The organism is Promicromonospora xylanilytica, from assembly GCF_054782895.1.
The window spans coordinates 1-16,167 of the sequence record NZ_BAAGRP010000075.1; the positions used below are offsets into that span (position 1 = coordinate 1).

Here is a 16,167-nt window from a genome sequence, read left to right on the forward strand (position 1 = left end):
GCACACACCCTACGAAGCAATGAGCAAGCTACTGTCAGCCGACACAACCGGTGTTGCGACCACCGATTGAATCCGCCTAGTCACCTGGCGAGGTAGTCACCTGGCGAGGTAGTCACCCAGCATCCGCTACATGACTACTTCGCCAGACGACTACCTCGGCAGGTGACTACCTCGGCGGAGTTTCAGGAGGCGGCCACCAGGGAGTACAGGTCCTTCGGGTCGTCCGGTTCCGCGATGAGGTCGAGGTGCTGCAGCAGCTCCGGCGCGTTCGCGGTCACGTCCTCGAGCACGAACTTCAGGGTGGTCCAGTCCTCGACGGCGAACCCGACGGAGTCCCACACGACCAGCTCGTCCTGGCTCCGGCGCCCCTGGGCGGCACCGGTGATGACCTGCCACAGCTCGGTGACCGGGAAGTCGTCGGCCTGGCGCTGGATCTCGCCCTCGATGCGGGTCTGCTCCGGCAGCTCCACGAACACGCTCGCGCGAGCGACGGTCGCGGGGTCCAGCTCGGTCTTGCCCGGGCAGTCACCGCCGATCGCGTTGATCAGTACTCCGCTCGACACGTCGACGTCGTGCAGCACCGTCGCGTTCTGCTTGTCGGCCGTGCAGGTGGTGATCACGTCGGCACCACGGACCGCCTCGGCGGCGTCGTCGGCGAGGACGACGTCGAAGCCCAAGGCCTTGGCGTGCCCCGCCAGCTTCTCCATGGCGGCCCGGTCGACGTCGAAGACCCGCAGCGTCTCGATCCCGAGCTCCGCACGCATGCCGAGGGCCTGGAACTCCGCCTGCGAGCCGCAGCCGATCAGGGCGAGGGTGCGGGACCCTTCCGGCGCGAGGTAGCGCGCCGCCAGCGCCGAGGTCGCGGCGGTGCGCAGCGCGGTGAGCAGCGTCATCTCGGCGAGGAACGTGGGGTAGCCGTTGCCGACGGCCGCCAGCATGCCGATCGCCGTCACCGTCTGGAAGCCGTTGACGGGGTTGAGCGGGTGCCCGTTGACCAGCTTGAAGCCGTAGGTCTCGTCGTCGGAGGTGGGCATGAGCTCGATCACGCCCTCCTTCGAGTGCGACGCGATGCGGGGCCGCTTGTCGAGCTCGGGCCAGCGCGCGAAGTCGCGCTCCAGGGCGTCGGTGAGCGCGGCGATGGCGGCCTCGGGGCCGCGGCGCGCCACCCAGCGGGCGGTCGCGGCGACATCCAGGTACGGGACGGTGGTCATCGCGTGGTCTCCTCGGTGAGTGCGGTGGCGTCCGGGCGCAGCTCGAGCGTGCAGCACTTGACCGAGCCGCCGCCCTTGAAGATCTCGGACAGGTCGATGCCGACCGGCACGAAGCCGCGCTCCTTGAGCGCGTCGGCGTAGTCGTGGGCACGGTCGCTGAGGAACACGTGCAGCCCGTCCGAGACGACGTTCAGGCCCAGCACGGCGGCGTCGTCGGCGCCGACCAGGATCGCGTCGGGGAACAGGCGGCGCAGGGTCTCCTGGGCAGCCGGGCTGAAGGCCTCGGGGTGGTAGGCGACGAGGGTCTCGCCGGACACGGCGCCGTCGTCGAGCACCGAGAGGGCGGTGTCGAGGTGGTAGTAGCGCGGGTCGACCAGCTCGAGCGGGACCAGCTCGATGCCCTGCTCGGCCAGCTCGAGGCGCTCGGCGACCTCCGCGTGCCCGGCGGGCGTGGTGCGGAAGCCGGTGCCCGCGAGCAGCACCTTGCCGATGAGCAGGAGGTCGCCCTCGCCCTCCATGGTCTCGACGGCCTCGCCCAGGCGGCGGTAGCCCTGTGCGGCGGGGGTGTCGAACCAGCGGTCGTACGCGGGGCCCTCTGCGGCCCGCTCGGGGAACGTAAACCGGGCCGCGAGCGCCCGTCCGCCGACGACGATGCCGCCGTTGGCCGCGTACACCATGTCGGGCAGGCCCGGCTCGGGCTGGATCACGTCGACCCGATGGCCGCGTGCCTCGTAGGCGTCGCGGAGCACCTCCCACTGGGCCAGGGCCTTCGCGGTGTCGACGGGCGACGACGGGTCCATCCAAGGGTTGATGGCATAGACGACGTCGAAGTACGTGGGCGGGCACATGAGGTAGTGCCTCGGTGTGGCGGTCCGCTGCGCGGTGGTCTGCGTCATGTCGTGAGGCTACGGCCGTACCGATTCACAACAGCCACGCATCCGTTGCGCATTCAGCCGCGGTTTCTTGCGCAATCGCGCGATGTACTGAACGATTCGTTCATGGATGCCGTGAACCGCGCGATCGTCGGAGAGCTGCTGCGGGACGGGCGTGCCACGTACCAGGAGGTCGGCAGCGTGGTCGGGCTCTCCGCCCCTGCCGTGAAGCGGCGGGTGGACCTCATGATCGCCCGGGGTGAGATCGCCGGCTTCACCGTGCGCGTGGACCCGCAGGCGATGGGCTGGACCCTTGAGGGGTACGTCGAGATCTTCTGCTCCGGCATCGTGTCGCCGGCCGTGCTCGAGCGCGACTTCGCACCCATCCCCGAGGTGGTGCGCGTCTCCACCGTGACCGGTGACGCCGACGCGATGGTGCACGTCATGGCGGCGAACATGGAGCAGATCGAGCACGTCGTGGAGCGCATCCGGACCGTGACGCACGTGGTCAAGACGCGCACGGCGCTCGTGATGTCCCGGGTGGTCGACCGGCCCGGCGCCTGACGGTGGCGGACCGCCGGAGGTGACACCTTAGGGTGTCCTTACCAGGATCTTCCTGCCCGGACCGGAGGGTGTCCCCATGCTCAGAACCACGGTGTCCGACGACGTCGCCGGCTGGCTCGACGTGCTCGGACCGCTCGCGTTCTATCTGGTCGTCTGGGGCCTCGTCTTCGTCGGGACGGCGTTCTTCGTCGGTGTCTTCATTCCCTTCCTGACCGGTGACGGTCTGCTGTTCGGCGCGGGGATCGTGGCCGGGAGCACCGACCGCGTCGACATCTGGGTGCTCGCGATCGGCGTCGGGGTGGCCGCCGTGGCGGGCGACCAGGTCGCGTTCCTGCTGGGCCGCAGGTACGGGCGCCCGTACCTCGAGTCCCGGAAGGGCCGCTGGGTGCGGGCCGCCGTGGCGCGGACCGAGAAGTTCTACGACCTGTTCGGGTGGTGGTCCGTCGTGATCGGCCGCTACATGCCCTGGGCGCGCGTGTTCGTGCCGGTCATCGCGGGCGTCACACGCATGCCCTACGGCAAGTTCCTCACCGCGAACGTCTTCGGGGCACTGAGCTGGGCGGTGCTGATCACGGTGCTCGGGTACTTCGCGGCATCGGACCCGTCGGTGCGGCCCGTCGCGTACGTCGTGGCCGGGGTGGTCATCGCGGCGTCGGTGGTGGCGGGCGTCCGCGCGTGGCGGCAGGAACGAGCGGCGGTCCCGAGGCAATGATCGGTAGAACGTCAGGCGATCGGCATTCCGGGGTGCCGACCATCTGACGTTCTGCCGACCACACGGTCGAAGTGGGCGGCCGGTCGATCAACAGGGCACGCCGCAGGATCAACCAGGGCGTACGCCCGGCGACCAGGCTGGGGGCATGCCCACCCAGAGCACCGCGCTGAGCACACCGCCCAGCTCCCCCGCCGGCACGCCCACCAACATCCGACAGAGCACCTGGACACCCGTCGTCGCGCTCTCCTCCGGGATCGCGATCCTGGTCGCGAGCGAGTTCCTGCCCGCCAGCGTGCTGCCGTCCCTCGCGGCCGACGTCGGCGTCAGCGAGGGTACGGCGGGCCTGGCCGTCGCGGCGACGGCGATCGCAGGAGCCCTGACGGCGCCGAGCATCGCGGTGCTGCTCCCCAGGACCGACCGGCGCACGGTGCTCCTGGCCCTGCTCGCCGCGGCGACCGTCTCGAACCTGGCGGTCGCCGTCGCGCCCAGCTTCGCCGTGCTGCTGGTCGGCCGGCTCCTGCTCGGAGTCGCGATCGCCGGGTACTGGTCGTTCGCCTTCGGCGTGGGCACCCACGTGGCCCCCGGCAGGAACCGCCTGGTGTCGGCGGCCATCTCGTTCGGGGTCAGCATCGCGACCGTGCTCGGCGTCCCGCTCGGGTCGCTCATCGGTGACGCCGTCGGCTGGCGGACGGCGTTCGCGGGCGCCGCGGCGCTCTGCGCGCTCAGCGCCGTCGCCCTGGCGGTCGCCCTCCCGTCCGTCCCCGCCCACCCCACGGCGGGCCTGCGGATGCTGCGCGAGGCGCTGCGGAACAGGCGGCTCATGGCGGGCATCGGCTGCGTGGTACTCGTCGCCTTCGGCAACTTCGCCGCCTACCCGTTCATCCGCATCGCGATCGACCGCGTCGACCCCGGCGCCACCACCTGGCTGCTGCTCGCGTGGGGAGCGGGCGCCGTCGTGGGGACCGTCGTGGCCGGGATGCTCGCGACGCGGCTGCGACCGCTGGCCGCGGCCGCACCGGTCGCGCTGGGCATCGCCCTGGTGCTCACCGCGACGGCCTCCTCCGTGCCGGTCCTGACGGCGGCGGTGGTGCTGTGGGGCTTCTCGTTCAACATGGTCCCGGTGATCACCCAGCTCTGGGGCTCGCGGGTCGAGCCCGCACGGACCGAGTCGGCGATGGCGCTCACCGTCACGGCCTTCCAGGTGGCCATCACCGTGGGTGCCGCGCTGGGCGGGGCGCTACTGGACGGGCACGGCATCCGGTCGCTGCTGGTCGTCGGCGCGGGAGCCGCGGTGGCGGCGGGGGTCGGCTGGGCACTCCTGCGGATACCGCGGGCCTGACGCCGTCGCCGGCACGGCGCGCCACGCGAGCGGGGAGACGCCGTGGTCCGCGGCGAACGCCCGGCTGAACGCGGCGACCGACCCGTACCCCACCTCGAACGCGACCCGCGTCACCGCGAGGCACTGCTCGGCCAGGAGCGTGCGGGCCCGGTGCATCCGTACCTCCCGCAGCATCCGCATCGGGCTGTGCCCGGTCGCGCGGCGGAACCGCTCGGTCAGCGCCGAGCGGGACAGGTGCACCAGGCCGGCCATCCGGTCGATGTTCCACGGTTCGCCGGGCCGGGCCGCGAGGGCGGCGACCACCTCGGCGACCTGCGGGTCGTCGGACAGTTCGCGCACGCCGCCGGCCTGGTCGCCGGTCCGCTCCGCCGCGTGGGCGGTGGCGGTGATCGCGGCCCCGATCAGGCTCGCGTAGGCCGCCGCGAACACACCCGCCCTGCACCGGGCCGTGAGCGGGCAGGTCGTCACGAGCGCGACGACGCCGTGGTGCTCGTCGCCGAACCCCCGCAGCACCAGCGGGCTCGGCCACGGCTCGGACGGCACCGCCCGGCGGAGGTCCCCGTGCACGAGATCGGTGTCGACATCGGCGGTCAGCCGGTGCGCCGTCCGGGGGTCGACGAGCACCGCGTCGCCGGGCAGGATCGTCCGCCGGTCGGCCGCCGTCTCGAGCGTCGCGGCACCGGACAGGACCAGCGCCCAGAGCGCACCGGGCCGCACCAGGACCGTCTCGGCGGGCAGCCGCTCGCGCGTCAGCCTCGTCATCTCCCATTCCATACGAAGCGGAGCCACGGACGCGCGCCGGCTATTCCCGGCAACGCGCTGCCGGCCGGTCGAGCGGGTCGCCCTCCGGCCTGCCGCCCCACTGACATACTGCCGGTGACACGCCCGCAGCGAAGGAGCCACCCATGCTGATCGCCGGTCTCGCGCTCGCGGGGATCGCAGCGCTGGTCCACGTCTACATCTTCTATCTGGAGTCCTTCGCCTGGACGGACCGGAAGACGCTGGCGACGTTCGGCATGACGGCCGAGGAGGCCGAGGCGATGCGGCCCATGGCCCTGAACCAGGGTTTCTACAACCTGTTCCTCGCGATCGTCACGGCGGTCGGCATCGTCCTCACGGCGACCGGGTCGACCGCGGTGGGTGCGGCTCTCGTGCTCGCCGGCACCGGCTCCATGGTCGCGGCGTCGCTGGTCCTGGTCGTCTCGGACCCGACCAAGCGGGGTGCCGCGCTCAAGCAGGGCCTGGTGCCGCTGCTGGGGATCCTCGCCCTGGTGGTCGGCCTGGCACTCTGACCGGTGGCCAGATCCCGGAGGTAGTTCAACCCGCCGTCGGCGGCCTGCTGGCGGAGCGCGCGTCACGCGCCTGACCGGAGGCGGCGGAGCATGCGGGCGTCCTCGAAGCCGACGGCCCGGGCCGCCGCCTCGACGGTCGCGCCGTGGCCGATCAGGTGCTCGGCCCGTTCGAGGCGCAGCAGCTGCTGGTACCGCAGGGGCGTCACCCCGGCGGCCCGGGTGAACAGCCGGGTCAGGGTGCGTTCGGCCACGCCGGCGTGCGTGGCCAGGTCGGCGAGCGGCAGCGAACGCGCGAAGTGGGTGTCGATGTGGTTCTGCACGCGGTGAACCGTGTCGTCGACGTGCGACCGGTGCCGCAGCATGGCACTGGCCTGCGGTTCCGCACCGTTCCGGCGCGCGTACACGACCATCTCCCTGGCCACGCGGGCGGCGAGCGCGGGCCCGTGGCGCATCGCGAGCAGATGGAGCGAGAGGTCGATGCCGCTGGCGATGCCCGCCGAGGTGACCACGCCGTCGTCGGTGGTGAACAGGACGTCGCGGACGACGCGCGCCCGCGGGTGCCGGGCAGCGAGCTGGTCCTGGACCGCGTGGTGCGTGGTGCAGCGCCGTCCGTCGAGGAGGCCTGCCTGGCCGAGCGCGTCGGTGCCCGCGCACACGCTCGCCGTGGTCCCGCCCGCCGCGTGGTGCTCGCGGAGCCGCTCCCGCAGCGGCTCGCTCACGTGCGGCCAGGCGGCCCGGTCGTCTCCCACGCGCCATCCGGGCACGACGACGAGGTCGTCCGGGCCCAGCGCCGGCCAGTCCGTGCCCGGGACCAGCGGGAGGCCCTGGGCCGAGGTCACCACGCCGCCGCCCTGCGGGGCGTCGCCCGACACGTACCGCAGGTCGTAGGGGTGGCCGAGGTCCCCAGCGGTGAAGAACGCCTGCGCGGGACCCGCCAGGTCGAGCAGGTGGACCCCGGGCAGGAGCACGAAGACGACGGTGGTCACCCGGCCGATGCTGCCACCTCTGCCCGGGGGCCGGCGCCCGGGGCCGCCTCCCCCTCGAGCTCGGCGACCGTGGCGATGCGCGCGAACCGGTCGCGGAGCACGGCCTCGGTGCGCTCGAGGATGTCGGCGGCGCTGAACCGGCCGAGCGGGTCGGTGCTCGTCGCGTCGGAGACGAACGTCATGGCATAGCCGAGGTCGGAGCCCACCCGCGTGGTGGTCTCCACGCACTGCTCGGCCCGGATGCCGCACACCCGCAGCTCACGCACCCCGTGGGCGGTGAGGATCTGCTGCAGGCTCGTCGTGGTGAACGCGTTGTGCGACGTCTTGCGCAGCACCGGCTCGCCGGGCCGGGGGTCGCCCAGCTCCTCGAACAGCCGGACGTGGCCCGACTCGGGGTCGAACGCGTTGCCCGTCCCCGGCTCCGTGTGCAGCACCCACACGATCAGGTCACCGGCCGCCCGGGCGAGGTCGACCAGCCGGTTGACCGGTTCGGCGACCGCCGGGTTGAGCGTGTCGGCCCACTGCGGGCGGGCACGGAAGGACTCCTGGACGTCGACGACTATCAGTGCGCGGTTCATGCCCTCCAGTCTGGTCCGGTCGGGGATGCCCCGGGAGACCGGATCTGGTCGGGCGGCGGACGGATCCGGTCACCGGTGTGCGGCGGCAAGTCGGGTGGTGATCGGCAAGAGGTCAGGTGTTCGGCAACTCGGGTTGCCGAACACCTGACCTCTTACCGAACCTCTTACCGACCGCACGCGTCCGCGTCGGCCGACCACTGGGGCGTCAGGCCTTGACGAAGGCCAGGAGCGCCTCGTTGACCTCGGCCGCGTGCGTCCAGAGCAGGCCGTGCGGTGCGCCCTCGACCTCGACGTACTGAGCCTCGGGGAACGCCTTGTGGAACGGCCGGCCCGTCGCGTCGATCGGCAGGATGTTGTCCTTGGTGCCGTGCAGGATCAGGGACGGCTTGCCGGCGGCACGGACGGCCTCGACGTCGGCCCGGAAGTCCTCGATCCAGGCGGAGACGACGGCGTAGGCCGCAACCGGAGCACTGCCCGTCGCCGTGTTCCAGCTGGCCGTGACGACCTCCTGGCTGATCCGGCTGCCGAGGTTCTCCTCCAGGTTGTAGAAGTCCTGGTAGAAGTTGGTGAACCAGGCGAAGCGGTCGGCGCGGGCCGCCGCCTCGATGCCGTCGAAGACCGACTGCGGCACGCCGGTCGGGTTGTCGTCGGCCGCCACGAGGAACGGCTCGAGCGAGGCGAGGAAGGCCAGCTTCGCGACCCGCTCGTGGCCGTGGTTCTTCACGTAGCGGGCCAGCTCACCGGTGCCCATCGAGAAGCCGACCAGGATGACGTCGCGCAGGTCGAGCGTGTTCAGCACGGTGTCCAGGTCGGCTGCGAACGTGTCGTAGTCGTAGCCGGCGCCGACCTTGCTCGACCTGCCGAACCCGCGGCGGTCGTAGGTGATGACCCGGTAGCCCGCGGCGACGAGCTCGCGGGACTGCAGCTCCCAGCTGTTGCCGTCCAGCGGGTAGCCGTGGATCAGGACGACCGGCTGACCCGCGCCGTGGTCCTCGTAGTAGAGCTCCGTGGTGGTGCTGTTCTCGGTACCGACCTTGATGTAACCCATGATCTGTCCCTCTCGTGACCTTGCGCCGCGGTGGAGAACGGTCGTTCCCTGCCGATGTCCGCTACAGTAGAGAACGAACGTTCTCCGCGCAAGTCGTGCGGAGCAGAAGATGGGGTGAGATCGGATGATCGACGAGAAGACCGCACGCGAGGCCGTGATCCGGGCGGCGGACGAGCTCTTCTACACGCGCGGCGTGCAGGCCGTCGGCATGGACGCCGTGCGCACGGCGGCAGGCGTGTCGCTCAAGCGCATCTACTCGCTCTTCGCCTCCAAGGACGAGCTCGTGGTCGCGGTGCTGGCCCACCGCACGGCGGTCTGGGACTCCGGGCTCGCCACCACGTCCGAGCGGGCCACGTCGGCGAGGGAGCGCATCCTCGCCATCTTCGACTTCCTCGACGCCTGGTTCCGGGAGCCGGACTTCCGCGGGTGCGCGTTCATCAACACCCACGGCGAGCTGGGCGCGACGTCGCCGGCGGTGGCGGACGCCGTCCGCGCGCAGAAGCGCACCTTCCAGGACTACGTGGCCCGCCTCGTGGCCGACGCCGGCGCGCCCGCCGCCCTGGCGCCCCAGCTCGCGATCCTCGCCGAGGGCGCGCAGTCCACCGCCGCCATCGCGGGCACACCGGACGCCGCACGGCAGGCACGGGACGCCGCGGAGACCCTGCTCGACGTCGCGACGGGCGTCCGCGCATGACCGGGCGGCACGGTCGGGCAGTGCGACGATGGATCCCATGACGACCGACGAATCCGACGGTGGCACGCAGGAGGCGGCCCCGCTCAGCCTGCAGAGCGGCCCGCACGAGGGTGACTTCGCCTTCCGCTGGGCGTACGGCAACCCCGAGGCGCCGTTCACGATCATGGAGTTCGGCGACTTCGAGTGCCCGTACTGCGGCGCCGTCAAGCCCGTGCTCGCCGACCTCGTCAACGGGTCGGAGGGCCAGGTCCGCCTCGTGTGGCGCCACTTCCCCCTGTTCGAGCCGCACCCCTACGCGCTGACCGCGGCCCTCGCGGCCGAGGCCGCGGGGCACCAGGGGGCGTTCTGGCCGATGGCCGGCCTGCTCCTCAAGAACCAGGACCACCTCGACGACGCGTCGATCGTCCGCTACGGCGAGCAGCTCGGACTCGACACCGCCGCCCTGGTCGGTGACCCCGCCCAGCGGTTCGCCGACGCCGTCCGCACGGACTACCAGGACGGCATCGACGCCGGTGTGCACGGCACGCCCACGATCTTCATCAACGGCGTGCCGTACACCGACGGGGTCACCGTCACCGACCTGCGGGACACGATGGGGCTGTCGCGCAAGCGCACGTCGCGCTTCCGCCGGTAGCCCCTACCGCGCCAGAAGTGCGCGCAGGTGGGCCGCCACCTCGCCCGGTGCCTGCTCGGCCATGAAGTGCCCGGCGTCCAGGGTGCGGTGCTCGAGGTCCGCGGCCCACGCCGACCACAGGCCCGCCGCGTCGTAGCCGAGCGCGGCGCCCCAGTCCTGCTGGAGCACGGTGACCGGCATGGTCAGGCGCCGTCCGGCGGCCCGGTCCGCCTGGTCGTGCTCGACGTCGATCCCCGCTGACGCGCGGTAGTCCGCCACGATCGACGGCACGGCCTCCCGCGAGGCGCGCAGGTACTCCGCGCGGACCTCCGGCGGGATCGCATCGGCACCGGTGCCCCAGGCGTCGAGGAAGAACCCGAAGAACTCGTCGGCGGAGGCCGCGATCATGCGCTCGGGCAGGCCGGGCGGCTGCGCCATCAGGTACAGGTGGAACGCGACGCCGGCGTCGGCACCGTGGAGCACGTCCCACATGTCCAGGGTCGGCAGGACGTCGAGCACGGCCAGGTGGGTGACACGGTCGGGATGGTCCAGCCCGGCGCGGATCGCCACGAGCGCGCCCCGGTCGTGGCCGGCGAGCGTGAACGTCTCGTGGCCCAGCACCCGGGCCAGCCCGACGACGTCCTGGGCCATCGTCCGCTTGGCGTAGGTGGTGCGGTCGTGCTCGGCGGGCTTGTCGCTCGCGCCGTAGCCGCGCAGGTCGGGGACGATCACGGTGTGGTCCCGCGCGAGGTCGGTCGCGACGTGCCGCCACATCAGGTGCGTCTGCGGAAAGCCGTGCAGCAGCACGACCGGGCTGCCGGAGCCGCCGACAGCTACGTTGAGGACCACGTCGCCCACGGCGACGCGCTGGTAGTCGAGATCGGGGATTGACTGTGTCATGCCCCGAATCTCCAGGACATGAATGAGCAAGTGATGAGTGACAGCGTGCGGATCGGTGTGCTGGGCCCGGTGGTGGCGTGGGTCGGCGGCGCAGAGGCCGCCCTGGGAGGACCACGGCAGCGGGCGGTGCTCGCGCGGCTGGTCGCTGCCCGCGGGCGGACCGTGACCGCCGACCGCCTGGTCGCGGACCTCTGGGAGGGCCCTCCTGCGGGCGCCCTGGTCGCGCTGCGGACCTTCGTCGCGGCGCTGCGCCGCGGGATCGAACCCGGCCGGACGCCGCGCACTCCCGCCCGCCTGCTCGTGACCGACGGTCCCGGCTACGCGCTGCGCGGCGTCGGCGCCGACGTGGGCGTGGACGTCGACGCCTGGTCGTTCGAGGAGGCGGTGTCCCGGGCGCGTGACCTCGCGCCCGCCGCCGCCCGGACCACGCTCGGCGGGGCCCTCGACACCTGGCGCGGCACACCGTACGCAGGCCTCGACCAGCCGTGGGCCGTCACCGAGCGTGCCAGGCTGACCGAGCTGCGCCTGGTCGCCGTCGAACGCGGCGCGGAGGCCGGGATCACGCTCGGCGACGCTGCCGGCGTCGTCCCGGGGCTGGACGCGCACGTGACGGAACACCCCTGGCGGGAGGACGGGTGGCGGCTGCTCGCGCTCGGCCTGTACCGGTCGGGGCGGCAGGCCGATGCGCTCGCCGTGCTGCGCCGGGCGCGCGCGATGCTGGCCGGAGAGCTCGGCATCGACCCCGGCCCGCGGCTCGCGGAGCTGGAGGCCCAGGTGCTGCGGCACGACGTCGGCTCGGCGTCCGCGCCCGACGACGTCTGGCGGGACACCACGTCCGCCTACGAACGGGTGGTCGCGGCCGGGGCGCGCACCCGGCTGGAGTCGACGGCGACGCTCCTGCGCACGCTGGCGCTGAGCGGTGGCGACGGGCTCGCGGCCGTACGGGCGCACCGTCCGGCGGCCATCCGCGCGGCCGAGCAGCTCGGCGACCCGGAGCTCACCGCCCGCGTGATCGGCGCGTTCGACGTGCCCGGCTCCTGGACACGGTCGGACGACCCTGTCGTGGCCGCCCAGGTCGCCGCGGCCGCCGAACGCACCCTGGACGCGCTCCCCGAGGGCGCGCCCGACGCCGTCCGCGCCCGGCTGCTGGCGACCGTCGCCATCGAGTCACGGGGCCTGCCCGGGCCTCGCGGTGCGGAGGCCGCGCGTGCCGCCGAGGAACTCGCACGGCGGGCGGGCGACCCGGCGGTACTGGCGTTCGCCCTGGCCGGGCGGTATCTGACGTGCTTCTCGCGCACGGGCCTCGCACGGGAGAGGGACACGATCGGCGTCGAGCTGATCTCCCTGGCGACCCGCCACGGGCTGTCCACGTTCGAGATCCTCGGACACCTGGTGCGGATGCAGGCGCTGGCCGCCCTCGGTCACTGGGACGCGGCACAGGCGCACGCGGACGACGCCGTAGCCCTGGGCCGGCAGCACGAGCGGCCGCTGGTCGACGTGTTCACGGGGTGGTTCGCGGCGGTGCGGACGGCGGCGTCCGGTACCTCGACGGACGGCGCCACGCGGGCCTACCGGCAGGCAGCGGCACTGCTCGACGGGTCCGGCATGCCCGGGCTGGCCGATGGCCTGCTTCCGCTCGCGGTGCTCGCCCTGCGGGTGTGGCACGGCCTGCCCGCCGAACCAGCGACGAGGGCGGACAGCGGTTCTGCCGACGGCGACGCGGCCGGTCGCGGGGACGGCGGCGTGAGCTGGGGGCCCTACGAGCCGTGGGCTCGCCCGCACCTGCTCCTGGCCCGCGGATCGGACGCCGACGCCGCGGCCGCCGTCCGCCGTCTGCCGGACCCGCCGCCCGGCCTGCTGACCGAGGTGCTCTGGATCCTGGCCGGACGTGCGGCCATCGCGGTGGGTGACCGCCGGGTCGCCGAGCGCGCCCGGACCGCGCTCGTCCCGGCCGCGGACGAGGTGGCCGCGGGGAGCGGCTTCGTGACCGCCGGTCCTGTCCGGGACCACCTCGCCGCGCTGACGGAGTTCCTCGCCCGTTGACAGCGCCTGCCGGCGAGTGAGTCGGTCGAGCAAGGGACCGAACTCACTGACTTCGGTCCCTTGCTCTGAGATCGGTCAATCAACTGACCGATCTCAGAGCAACGGACCGAACTCAACCAGCCACCTGTGCAAGGGACCGAACTCAACGAACCACCTTGTGCAACGGACCGAACTCGTCGCCGGCCCCGGCCGCGAGCGTCACCGCGGCGCGCGCCAGGCTCCCTCGGGGAGCGGCGGCGGGCCCGCGGCCTCGTTCGGCGAGCACAGCGGCAGGCGGTCACCGAAGTACCGGAGGATCAGGATGCCGATCACACCGGAGAGGATCGACCCCACGATGATGCCCACCTTGGCCTCGTTGATCAGGGCATCGTCGTCGAAGGCGAGCTCGCTGACGAACAGCGCGATGGTGAACCCGATGCCGCACAGGAACGCGCCGCCGGCGAGGTGCCCGTAGCGCACCCGGCCGGGCAGGGTGCCCAGCCCGGTCACCAGAGCGACCATGGCCCCGGCGAAGACACCGATCCCCTTGCCGAGCACCAGACCGACCAGCACGCCGAGGGTGACCGGACTCGTCACGGCGGCGCCGATCGACTCACCTGACAGCACCACTCCCGCGTTGGCCAGCCCGAACACCGGAACGACGAAGTACGAGCTCACGGGGTGCAGCGCGTCCAGGATGCGGTCGCACGTGGGTACCGCCGACCGTGCGGCGCTGACGGCGAGACGGGAACGGGCGGGGTCGAACTCCTCCATGAGAGCGCGCGCGTACCAGCCGAGGTGGTGGCGCGCCTCGTCGTCCCGCCCCCGACGCGTCGTGGGGACCGCCAGGCCGACGACGACGCCCGCGAGAGTAGGGTGCAGGCCGGACTCGAGGACCGCCACCCACAGGATCACGCCCACGAGCAGGTACGGGGGAATCTGCCAGACACCGATCCAGCGCATCGCGAACAGCACGACCGTCAGCAGTGCCGCGAGTACCAGCGCACCCATGGACAGCGCGTCGGAGTAGAAGATGCCGAGCAGCGCGATGGCCCCGATGTCGTCGAAGATCGCCAGCGTCAGCAGGAACACGCGGAGCTGATCGGGGCAGCGGGGCCCGGCCAGCGCGAGCACACCGATGACGAACGCCGTGTCCGTGGACATCGGCAGGCCCCAGCCGGACGCGTCCGGGCCGGAGGGATTGATCAGCAGGTACAGCCCGATCGGGACGGCCAGCCCCCCGATCGCGCCGAACAGAGGGACGGAGGCGGCACGGAAGGTGCGCAGCTCGCCGACGGTGAGCTCACGGTTGACCTCGACGCCGACCACGAAGAAGAACACGGCCATGAGGAAGTCGTTGACCCAGTGGTGCAGCGAGAGGTCGAGGGTCCAGGTGCCGACCATGAGGTTGATCGGCGTCTCCCACAGGTCGTGGTACGAGTCGCCGGCCACGTTCGCCCAGACCAGCGCGATGGCTGACGCCGCGAGCAGCAGGGTCGCTCCCCCGCCCTCGGTCGCGAAGTAGCTGCGCAGTCCTGGGGACAAGCGGGGGTACGGGATGTCCACCCGGGGCCGGGGACCCGGCCGGGTCGGAACGCCGGTGGGAATCCGGTCTGTCACGGGGCAAGTTTGTCAGACGCCGACGTCGTCAGCCGATCCCCCGCGTCGCCGCGAGCGTCCCCAGCAGCGACAGCGCCTCCGCGGCCGGCGAGCCCGGAGTCGCGTGGTAGACGACGAGCTCCTGGCCGGGCGCGCCCCGCACGTCGAACACGTGCACCCGCAGCTCCAGGTGGCCGACCTCCGGGTGCAGGAAGCGCTTCACGGTGAGCCGTTTCCCCCGGGCGTCGTGCTGGTCCCACATCGTCACGAAGTCCGGGCTCTTGACGCGCAGCTCGTCGACCACCCCGCGGACCACCGGGTCGCCCGGAGTCCGGCCGTCGGCCAGGCGGAGCCCCGCGACCGTGTTCTCGGCGACGCGGTGCCAGTCGGGGTAGAAGGTCCTGGCGACGGGGTCGAGGAACGTCGAACGCGTCAGGTTCCGCGAGAACGGGAACCCGCCGAACAGCGCCTCCCCGAGCGGGTTGCCGGCGAGCACGTCGAACGCCCGGCCGAGCACGAGCGCCGGGCTGTCCCGCCACGAGAGCATGAGCTCCAGCAGCGACGCGTCCGCCTCCTCGACGGGCGCCGGCGGCTCGGGCCGGGGGCTCAGGCCGGCCAGGCGGTACAGGTGCTGCCGCCCGTCGTGGTCCAGGCGCAGCACCTCCCCGAGCGAGTCGAGGACCTGCGGTGACGGGCTCGCCTCGCGACCCTGCTCCAGCCGGACGTAGTAGTCGACGCTCACACCGGTGAGCATGGCGACCTCCTCACGCCGCAGCCCGACGACGCGGCGCCGACCGTACACGGGCAGCCCGAGCACCTCCGGCGTCAGCTGGTCACGCCGGCCGCGCAGGTAGTCGCCGAGCGGTGATGCGGTCATGTCGTCGACGGTACTCGTCCCGGGGCACGGGTCCAGGGTGTGTCGCACCCAGGAGGACGGCGTCCTTCCTCGGCCCCGCGCCGCCACCGCAGCCTGGGTCCATGAGCACACAGACGAACACCCAGCACAGCTCCGCCAAGGTCGTCCTCGTCACCGGCGCCAGCAGCGGTATCGGCGAGGCCACGGCGCTCCGCCTCGCGTCCGAGGGCCACCACGTGGCGCTCGGCGCCCGCCGCACGGACCGCCTCCAGGCCCTGGTGGAGAAGATCCGGTCGGGCGGTGGCCGGGCGAGCGCCCACCGCCTCGACGTGACGGACCGCGACGGCGTGCGCGCGGTCGTGGACCAGGTCGTCGAGGAGCACGGGAGCATCGACGTCATCGTGAACAACGCGGGGGTCATGCCGCTGTCCCGGCTCGACGCGCTCCTCGTGGACGAGTGGGACCAGATGATCGACGTCAACGTGAGGGGGCTGCTCCACGGGATCGCCGCGGTGCTGCCCCACTTCCGGCGGCAGGGCGGCGGGCACGTCGTCACGGTCGCCTCGGTCGGCGCGCACGAGGTGTACCCGACGTCGGCGGTCTACTCGGGCACCAAGTTCGCCGCCTGGGCCGTCACCGAGGGCCTGCGGATGGAGTCGGACCCGAGCATCCGGACCACCACGATCACGCCCGGGACGGTGGAGAGCGAGCTCGCCGACCACATCTCGGACCCCGGCGCCCAGGACTACATGCGCGACTTCCGCCGCAACCTGATCCCCGCCGACACGATCGCCCGCGCGATCTCCTTCGCTCTCGGACAGCCCGCCGACGTCGACGTGAACGAGATCATCGTGCGCCCCGCGGCCCAGCGGTGAGCGTCC

Annotated in this window: 17 protein-coding genes; 8 read left to right on the top strand and 9 right to left on the bottom strand. The window is 72.6% G+C overall.

Annotated features, from left to right (window positions below):
• Nucleotides 1-182 precede the first annotated feature (182 nt).
• Both ACYVK7_RS24205 and ddaH read right to left on the bottom strand, forming a co-directional pair.
• A complete protein-coding gene (locus ACYVK7_RS24205) occupies nt 183-1,211 on the bottom strand; it encodes an ornithine cyclodeaminase (RefSeq protein ID WP_460890285.1) in 1,029 nt (342 codons plus the stop codon).
• Nucleotides 1,208-2,107: a dimethylargininase gene (gene ddaH / locus ACYVK7_RS24210; protein WP_460890286.1), complete on the bottom strand. Its 900-nt coding sequence runs from the start codon at nt 2,105-2,107 to the stop codon at nt 1,208-1,210. Before ddaH ends, ACYVK7_RS24205 begins: the two co-directional genes overlap by 4 nt.
• Nucleotides 2,108-2,209: 102 nt before the next feature.
• Between ddaH and ACYVK7_RS24215 the strand changes: the two genes are divergently transcribed.
• From ACYVK7_RS24215 to ACYVK7_RS24225, 3 genes are all read left to right on the top strand, one after another.
• Nucleotides 2,210-2,647 (top strand): Lrp/AsnC family transcriptional regulator, encoded by a 438-nt coding sequence (locus tag ACYVK7_RS24215; RefSeq protein ID WP_116673850.1) that lies wholly within the window; start codon nt 2,210-2,212, stop codon nt 2,645-2,647.
• Nucleotides 2,648-2,723: 76 nt separating this feature from the next.
• Nucleotides 2,724-3,359 (top strand): DedA family protein, encoded by a 636-nt coding sequence (locus ACYVK7_RS24220; protein ID WP_460890287.1) that lies wholly within the window; start codon nt 2,724-2,726, stop codon nt 3,357-3,359.
• A 145-nt stretch (nt 3,360-3,504) separates the two neighbouring features.
• Nucleotides 3,505-4,698, top strand: coding sequence for an MFS transporter (locus ACYVK7_RS24225; RefSeq protein WP_460890288.1), 1,194 nt, complete (start codon nt 3,505-3,507; stop codon nt 4,696-4,698).
• On the opposite strand, the gene ACYVK7_RS24230 is transcribed toward ACYVK7_RS24225, so the two are convergent.
• Nucleotides 4,597-5,460 carry an AraC family transcriptional regulator gene (locus ACYVK7_RS24230; RefSeq protein ID WP_460890289.1) on the bottom strand — a complete coding sequence of 288 codons (864 nt, stop codon included), beginning with the start codon at nt 5,458-5,460 and terminating at the stop codon, nt 4,597-4,599. The two genes, ACYVK7_RS24225 and ACYVK7_RS24230, sit on opposite strands and share 102 nt — an antisense overlap.
• Before the next feature lie 143 nt (nt 5,461-5,603).
• On the opposite strand from ACYVK7_RS24230, the gene ACYVK7_RS24235 reads away from it, so the two are divergent.
• A complete protein-coding gene (locus ACYVK7_RS24235) occupies nt 5,604-5,990 on the top strand; it encodes a DUF1304 domain-containing protein (RefSeq protein ID WP_460890290.1) in 387 nt (128 codons plus the stop codon).
• 62 nt (nt 5,991-6,052) lie between these two features.
• Here ACYVK7_RS24235 and ACYVK7_RS24240 read toward each other — a convergent pair whose 3' ends face one another.
• The 3 genes from ACYVK7_RS24240 to ACYVK7_RS24250 form a co-directional block, all read right to left on the bottom strand.
• Complete coding sequence (locus tag ACYVK7_RS24240) at nt 6,053-6,976, bottom strand: GlxA family transcriptional regulator (protein WP_460890291.1); 924 nt, start codon at nt 6,974-6,976, stop codon at nt 6,053-6,055.
• The gene (locus tag ACYVK7_RS24245) at nt 6,973-7,554 is read right to left on the bottom strand and encodes a cysteine hydrolase family protein (protein ID WP_460890292.1); all 582 of its coding nucleotides are present in this window, start codon (nt 7,552-7,554) and stop codon (nt 6,973-6,975) included. The genes ACYVK7_RS24240 and ACYVK7_RS24245 overlap by 4 nt, the downstream gene beginning before the upstream one ends.
• 205 nt (nt 7,555-7,759) lie before the next feature.
• Nucleotides 7,760-8,602, bottom strand: coding sequence for an alpha/beta fold hydrolase (locus ACYVK7_RS24250; protein ID WP_460890293.1), 843 nt, complete (start codon nt 8,600-8,602; stop codon nt 7,760-7,762).
• Nucleotides 8,603-8,726: 124 nt separating this feature from the next.
• Between ACYVK7_RS24250 and ACYVK7_RS24255 the strand changes: the two genes are divergently transcribed.
• Nucleotides 8,727-9,296 (top strand): TetR/AcrR family transcriptional regulator, encoded by a 570-nt coding sequence (locus ACYVK7_RS24255; RefSeq protein ID WP_460890294.1) that lies wholly within the window; start codon nt 8,727-8,729, stop codon nt 9,294-9,296.
• A 37-nt stretch (nt 9,297-9,333) separates the two neighbouring features.
• Nucleotides 9,334-9,930, top strand: a complete 597-nt coding sequence (locus tag ACYVK7_RS24260; RefSeq protein ID WP_460890295.1) for a DsbA family protein — start codon at nt 9,334-9,336, stop codon at nt 9,928-9,930.
• Between the two features lie 3 nt (nt 9,931-9,933).
• Here the strand turns inward: ACYVK7_RS24260 and ACYVK7_RS24265 are convergent, their stop codons facing one another.
• Nucleotides 9,934-10,809 carry an alpha/beta fold hydrolase gene (locus tag ACYVK7_RS24265; protein WP_460890296.1) on the bottom strand — a complete coding sequence of 292 codons (876 nt, stop codon included), beginning with the start codon at nt 10,807-10,809 and terminating at the stop codon, nt 9,934-9,936.
• A gap of 33 nt (nt 10,810-10,842) precedes the next feature.
• Here ACYVK7_RS24265 and ACYVK7_RS24270 point away from each other — a divergent pair, with 33 nt between their 5' ends.
• On the top strand, nt 10,843-12,852 hold the full coding sequence (locus tag ACYVK7_RS24270) for a BTAD domain-containing putative transcriptional regulator (RefSeq protein ID WP_460890297.1): 2,010 nt from the start codon (nt 10,843-10,845) through the stop codon (nt 12,850-12,852).
• A 198-nt stretch (nt 12,853-13,050) separates the two neighbouring features.
• On the opposite strand, the gene nhaA is transcribed toward ACYVK7_RS24270, so the two are convergent.
• Both nhaA and ACYVK7_RS24280 read right to left on the bottom strand, forming a co-directional pair.
• Complete coding sequence (gene nhaA / locus ACYVK7_RS24275) at nt 13,051-14,451, bottom strand: Na+/H+ antiporter NhaA (protein ID WP_460890298.1); 1,401 nt, start codon at nt 14,449-14,451, stop codon at nt 13,051-13,053.
• Nucleotides 14,452-14,479: 28 nt separating this feature from the next.
• On the bottom strand, nt 14,480-15,307 hold the full coding sequence (locus ACYVK7_RS24280; RefSeq protein WP_460890299.1) for a helix-turn-helix transcriptional regulator: 828 nt from the start codon (nt 15,305-15,307) through the stop codon (nt 14,480-14,482).
• Nucleotides 15,308-15,408: 101 nt separating this feature from the next.
• Here ACYVK7_RS24280 and ACYVK7_RS24285 point away from each other — a divergent pair, with 101 nt between their 5' ends.
• A complete protein-coding gene (locus ACYVK7_RS24285; protein WP_460890300.1) occupies nt 15,409-16,161 on the top strand; it encodes an SDR family oxidoreductase in 753 nt (250 codons plus the stop codon).
• Nucleotides 16,162-16,167 lie beyond the last annotated feature (6 nt).

What these genes read in the sequence shown, in the direction of transcription:
- ACYVK7_RS24205 (WP_460890285.1), bottom strand. Translation starts at nt 1,211, where the DNA reads ATGACCACCGTCCCGTACCTGGATGTCGCCGCGACCGCCCGCTGGGTG.
- ddaH (WP_460890286.1), bottom strand. Translation starts at nt 2,107, where the DNA reads ATGACGCAGACCACCGCGCAGCGGACCGCCACACCGAGGCACTACCTC.
- ACYVK7_RS24215 (WP_116673850.1), top strand. Translation starts at nt 2,210, where the DNA reads ATGGATGCCGTGAACCGCGCGATCGTCGGAGAGCTGCTGCGGGACGGG.
- ACYVK7_RS24220 (WP_460890287.1), top strand. Translation starts at nt 2,724, where the DNA reads ATGCTCAGAACCACGGTGTCCGACGACGTCGCCGGCTGGCTCGACGTG.
- ACYVK7_RS24225 (WP_460890288.1), top strand. Translation starts at nt 3,505, where the DNA reads ATGCCCACCCAGAGCACCGCGCTGAGCACACCGCCCAGCTCCCCCGCC.
- ACYVK7_RS24230 (WP_460890289.1), bottom strand. Translation starts at nt 5,460, where the DNA reads ATGACGAGGCTGACGCGCGAGCGGCTGCCCGCCGAGACGGTCCTGGTG.
- ACYVK7_RS24235 (WP_460890290.1), top strand. Translation starts at nt 5,604, where the DNA reads ATGCTGATCGCCGGTCTCGCGCTCGCGGGGATCGCAGCGCTGGTCCAC.
- ACYVK7_RS24245 (WP_460890292.1), bottom strand. Translation starts at nt 7,554, where the DNA reads ATGAACCGCGCACTGATAGTCGTCGACGTCCAGGAGTCCTTCCGTGCC.
- ACYVK7_RS24250 (WP_460890293.1), bottom strand. Translation starts at nt 8,602, where the DNA reads ATGGGTTACATCAAGGTCGGTACCGAGAACAGCACCACCACGGAGCTC.
- ACYVK7_RS24255 (WP_460890294.1), top strand. Translation starts at nt 8,727, where the DNA reads ATGATCGACGAGAAGACCGCACGCGAGGCCGTGATCCGGGCGGCGGAC.
- ACYVK7_RS24260 (WP_460890295.1), top strand. Translation starts at nt 9,334, where the DNA reads ATGACGACCGACGAATCCGACGGTGGCACGCAGGAGGCGGCCCCGCTC.
- ACYVK7_RS24265 (WP_460890296.1), bottom strand. Translation starts at nt 10,809, where the DNA reads ATGACACAGTCAATCCCCGATCTCGACTACCAGCGCGTCGCCGTGGGC.
- ACYVK7_RS24270 (WP_460890297.1), top strand. Translation starts at nt 10,843, where the DNA reads ATGAGTGACAGCGTGCGGATCGGTGTGCTGGGCCCGGTGGTGGCGTGG.
- ACYVK7_RS24280 (WP_460890299.1), bottom strand. Translation starts at nt 15,307, where the DNA reads ATGACCGCATCACCGCTCGGCGACTACCTGCGCGGCCGGCGTGACCAG.
- ACYVK7_RS24285 (WP_460890300.1), top strand. Translation starts at nt 15,409, where the DNA reads ATGAGCACACAGACGAACACCCAGCACAGCTCCGCCAAGGTCGTCCTC.